At 43.1% G+C, this 4,966-nt stretch carries 3 protein-coding genes; 1 reads left to right on the forward strand and 2 read right to left on the reverse strand.

The annotated features are described in order from the left end of the window. The first annotated feature begins 16 nt into the window (after nucleotides 1-16). Nucleotides 17-1,333, forward strand: coding sequence for an anaerobic C4-dicarboxylate transporter (locus tag FHQ30_RS04385; RefSeq protein WP_132967674.1), 1,317 nt, complete (start codon nucleotides 17-19; stop codon nucleotides 1,331-1,333). Nucleotides 1,334-1,427: 94 nt separating this feature from the next. Here FHQ30_RS04385 and arcB read toward each other — a convergent pair whose 3' ends face one another. Both arcB and FHQ30_RS04395 read right to left on the reverse strand, forming a co-directional pair. Next, the gene (gene arcB / locus FHQ30_RS04390) at nucleotides 1,428-3,803 is read right to left on the reverse strand and encodes an aerobic respiration two-component sensor histidine kinase ArcB (RefSeq protein WP_139610318.1); all 2,376 of its coding nucleotides are present in this window, start codon (nucleotides 3,801-3,803) and stop codon (nucleotides 1,428-1,430) included. 128 nt (nucleotides 3,804-3,931) lie between these two features. Next, nucleotides 3,932-4,792: a phosphoribosylaminoimidazolesuccinocarboxamide synthase gene (locus FHQ30_RS04395; protein ID WP_139610317.1), complete on the reverse strand. Its 861-nt coding sequence runs from the start codon at nucleotides 4,790-4,792 to the stop codon at nucleotides 3,932-3,934. Between the last annotated feature and the right edge of the window lie 174 nt (nucleotides 4,793-4,966).

Raw genomic sequence — 4,966 nt, forward strand, 5'->3', positions numbered from 1 at the left:
AAGTAATGGAGCAGTTATGTTTCTATTTCAATTTGCTATAGTTTTACTATGTATTTTGATTGGTGCCCGACTTGGCGGCATCGGCTTGGGAGTTATGGGGGGTTTAGGACTTGCCATTTTAGCATTTGGATTCAATTTACAGCCAACCAGTCCGCCAATCGACGTGATGTTGATGATTATGGCGGTGGTGTCTGCCGCTGCCGCCATGCAGGCTGCCGGCGGTTTGAACTATATGATTCAAATTGCAACTCGTATCTTGCGTAAAAATCCAAAATACATCACTTTTATTGCCCCGGCAGTGACTTACACCTTTACTGTATTAGCAGGAACCGGTCATGTTGCCTATTCGGTGCTGCCAGTGATTGCGGAAGTCAGCCGTTACAACGGTGTACGCCCTTCACGTCCACTTTCAATGGCGGTTATCGCCTCACAATTTGCTATTGTTGCCAGCCCGATTGCGGCAGCGGTAGTTGCTTGTGTCGCCTATCTTGAGCCACAGGGGATAACACTGACTAATGTCTTAAGTGTCACCGTTCCATCGACTATTTTAGGGATTGGGCTGGCATGTCTGTTTGTCAACAAAATGGGCAAAGAACTGAAAGATGATCCGCACTATCAACGCTTACTACAAGATCCTGAATATGCTGAAAAAAATGCAACCAGCTTAGATGTTGAGCATATGCCAATCAGCAAAAATGCGGTTCGTTCAGTCGGCTTGTTCCTGTTTGGTGCCTTGTTAGTGGTGGTTATGGGCGCATTCCCGGATTTGCGACCGCACTTTGATGGTAAAGCAATGGGTATGGCGCACACCATCGAAATTATCATGCTGACCATTGCGGCTTTGATTATTTTGATCTGTAAACCAGACGGCAACCAAATCACGCAAGGCTCGGTGTTCCATGCCGGTATGCGGGCAATCGTTGCGATTTTCGGGATTGCTTGGTTAGGCGACACCTTGATGGGCGCTCACATGACCGAAGTGAAAGAGATGGTTTCCGGTTTGGTGGAATTTGCCCCGTGGACCTTTGCTTTTGCACTGTTTGCGTTGTCGGTGTTGGTCAACAGCCAAGGTGCGACAACTGCAGTATTAGTACCGCTAGGAATCTCATTAGGCTTGCCTGCCCCAGTGATTATCGCCACATTCGTTGCGGTAAACGGTTATTTCTTTATTCCTAACTACGGCCCGATTATTGCCTCAATCGACTTCGATACCACGGGTACTACTCGAATCGGTAAATACATTTTTAACCATAGTTTTATGATTCCGGGCTTACTCAGTTTGATTTTCAGTTTGATCTTCGGCTTTATTTTCGCCGGTATCTTCTTGGGTTAATCTGAACAGTTGAGATAAAAATAAAGAGATAGACCGCACTTTGCGCTATCTCTTTTATTTTTTCATTATTCAAGTATCTTTTGTGCAATGGCAATCAACGGTTTGCAATCCATTTTTTCAACGCTGTCATACTACTACGCCACTCTTCTTGTATCACCTCAATCCAAACGGCAATCTGTTCTTCCCATTGGGGCGAATCCTGATGTTGCGCCAGCTCGGCAATATCACGAATACGGTTTAAGCCCAATGAAGCGGCCGCACCTTTGATTTTATGTGCATCTTCCGCAACCGCAGTTTTCAAAGTGCGGTCTTGCTGATAAGCTTGGTAGTGCTGAGTCAGTTCTTCAATATAACCGGGCATCAATTGCTCAAACAATAGCGCACTTTTCATCACATTCTCTTTTCCCATCAGCTCGATCAACTCATCTAACATCGGATAGTCAAACGCCATCACCGCACTTTGCTGTTGCGTTTTAACCTCGGCTGGCAACACCTCTTCAATATCCTCCTCAATACCGGCTAACTCCAGCGGTTGCTCCTCGCCAAACAGCTGTTTTAGTGTTAAATTTAGCGCTTCCAGCGATAGCGGTTTTGATAATACATCGTCCATTCCTTGCTGCAAATAGTGACGCTTGTTATTCAGCACATTCGCCGTCAGCGCCACCAGCGGCGGTAAATAATCAATTTCATCATTTTCGTACTGCTGACGCAGTGTCATCGCAATATCAAAACCGGACATATCCGGCAATTGGATGTCTAGTAATAATAAATCATATTGATTTTGATAGAATTTTTTCAGTGCTTCGGCTCCAGTCATCGCAATATCAACATGATAGCCCAATTTTTCCAGAATCGATTTGGCAACGATGATATTCACTTCGATATCTTCTACTAATAAAATATTCAACGCACCGATGCTCGGCGCCATGCTGATATCCACTGCTTTTTCAATTTCCGGTGCGGCAATATCGAGCGTAAATGTTGTACCGATATTCTCCTCACTTTCGACCGATAAATTACCGTGCATCAACGAGGCAATTTTTTTAGATACCGACAAACCAATGCCACTACCCAGCGCCCGCATATTGTCCTTCGATTTCACCTGATAATACATCGTGAAAATATTATTCAATTCGGCTTGCGGAATGCCAATGCCGCTGTCACTGATTTGAAACACCAGCCGATCCTGTCCGGACTTTGCCACCGTCAATCTGACCCAACCTTTCGGGGTAAATTTGACCGCATTACTAATCAAATTCCACAGCACTTGATTCAATCGAATCGGGTCAACCTGAATCCAGTCCGGTAACCTATTTTTGAGCAACATCTCAAATTTAAGATTTTTCTGTGCTGCCATCACCGAGGCAATATTGTTAATATCATTCAATAAATTATTAAAATCACAAGCTTTATTAAACAGTTCTATACGATGGGTTTCAATTTTTTCTAAATCAACCAAATCATTAAAAATATGCCCGAGTGATACCGCACTGACTTTAATCGTTTGCAGGTAATTGCGTTGTTGTTCATCCAAATTGCCATCCAAGAGAATCCGGCTCAAGCCGATGATACCATTAAGTGGGGTTTTCAGTTCATGGCTGATGGTTGTCATCATATTGGTTTTATCGCGACTGCTTTTCTCGATCATCTCTTGATAGCTCGTGCGCTCAGTAATATCGCGCCCAAAACCGATGATAATATTTTGCTTACTGACTTTATCGTAATACGGAACTTTCAAAATTTCAAAACAGGCGGCTCGCCCATCCGGATAATATAACCATTGTTCATAACTGAGCCCTTTTTTTTCTTTGCTCACCTGTATATCGGATTCAATTGCTTTTTTAGCCGAACGTTCGCTATATACATCAAAAGGGGTCAATAATTTCAGTTCTTCTGATTTTTTACCGGTCAATTTTTCCATCGCTTTATTGGCACCAAGAAAACGGTGATCTTCGCCACGATAGAACACTAGATCCGGTGACGCATCAAAAAATGAACGTAACAAATGCGCACTTTGTTCCAATTCCAGTTGAATCCGCCGCCGTTCTCTTACTTCTTGTTCAAGATGTAACAACGCCGAAGTCAGCTCCTGCTCCGCCTTTGCCCTTTCATCAATTTCACGGCTCAGCAACAGGTTTTTTTTATTCATTTCTTGATTAAGTTGGTAATCTTGCATGCGCAGGGTCTTCAACTGCGCTAAGGTTTTTTCCGATCCTTGCCGCGCTAATTCCAGTTTTTCGATCACTACAGAAAAAAAATAAATCACAAACGGCGCCGAGCATAAGCCAAAGATAACCGAACGCCAGATGTCGCCCCACTTTAAATCACCGGTAAACAACAGGGTGCTGCCGGCCTGAATAATCAGGGCATATATCCCTAAAATCAATAATCCCAGCAAAGAAAACCGAATCTTGCCAATCCGAATAATCCAATCAATATAATTCTGTAGGTAGGTTTTAACGTTTTTCATGATATTTGATTAAGTTTTTCCTCAACAATAGAAGCGATATCAAGATAAAATAAATCCCTTAAATAAGGGATTAGAGATTGTTGACAACGATATTTGAGCAGGCAGGTATTCCGCACAGCTAATTAGGCTCACCGCGTTAATAACGTCAACGCTTCTTGATATTTATCCACCGTTTTTTGAATAATCTCGGCCGGTACTTTCGGCGCCGGTGCTTGTTTATTCCACCCACTTTGCTCCAGCCAATCACGAATAAATTGTTTATCAAATGACGGCGGATTAGTGCCTTCTTGATAGTTTTCTACCGCCCAAAAGCGACTGGAATCCGGCGTCAGCACTTCGTCCATCAAAGTCAAAACACCCTCTTTATCCAAGCCAAATTCAAATTTGGTATCACAGATAATAATGCCTTTACTCAGCGCATATTCTGCCGCTTGTTGATATAGCGCAATCGCTTTTTGTTTTACTTCTGCCGCCAAATCCACACCGATGAGTTGTTCGCACGCTTGATAACTGATATTGATATCGTGATCGCCCACCTCAGCTTTGCTTGATGGGGTGAAAATCGGTTCTGGTAACTTGCTGGCTTCCTGCAAGCCCGGCGGTAATACCAAACCACAAATTGTGCCGGTTTGACGGTAATCTTTTAAGCCGCTACCGGTTAAATAGCCACGCACAATCGACTCAATTTTGATTGGGGTCAGCCGTTTGCAAACCACTGCACGGTCTTTAATTAAGTCAGCTTCCGCTTTTGGTAACACATCATAAACCGTTTCTCCGGTAAAATGATTCGGCATAATATTTTCCAACTGTTTAAACCAAAAGTTAGAAATTTGTGTCAGAATTTCCCCTTTGCCGGGAATAGGATCGTCCAAAATGACATCGAACGCTGACAGGCGATCGGTCGCCACCATCAACATTCTATCGTTATCAATTGCATAAAGATCACGCACTTTGCCTGAATAAATTTTATTTAAACTGATTTGTTGCATTGCCTTGTCCCGTTTAAGTTAACACCCGAATAGGGTCTGTTGATCTTTGTTTATATTTTGAGTTGTCGTTTAAAATGAGCACAATCTAGGCGTAAGCCGAAATCAATAGTGGGACTATTGATGAGGATTACAACGACGAGTGTGCTCATTTTAAACACAATCCGAAGGACTATG

Origin of the sequence: Testudinibacter sp. 'clade 2', assembly GCF_006227735.1 — a bacterium.
In the GTDB taxonomy this organism is placed as follows: domain Bacteria; phylum Pseudomonadota; class Gammaproteobacteria; order Enterobacterales; family Pasteurellaceae; genus Chelonobacter.

What these genes read in the sequence shown, in the direction of transcription:
- FHQ30_RS04385 (WP_132967674.1), top strand. Translation starts at nt 17, where the DNA reads ATGTTTCTATTTCAATTTGCTATAGTTTTACTATGTATTTTGATTGGT.
- FHQ30_RS04395 (WP_139610317.1), bottom strand. Translation starts at nt 4,792, where the DNA reads ATGCAACAAATCAGTTTAAATAAAATTTATTCAGGCAAAGTGCGTGAT.
- arcB (WP_139610318.1), bottom strand. Translation starts at nt 3,803, where the DNA reads ATGAAAAACGTTAAAACCTACCTACAGAATTATATTGATTGGATTATT.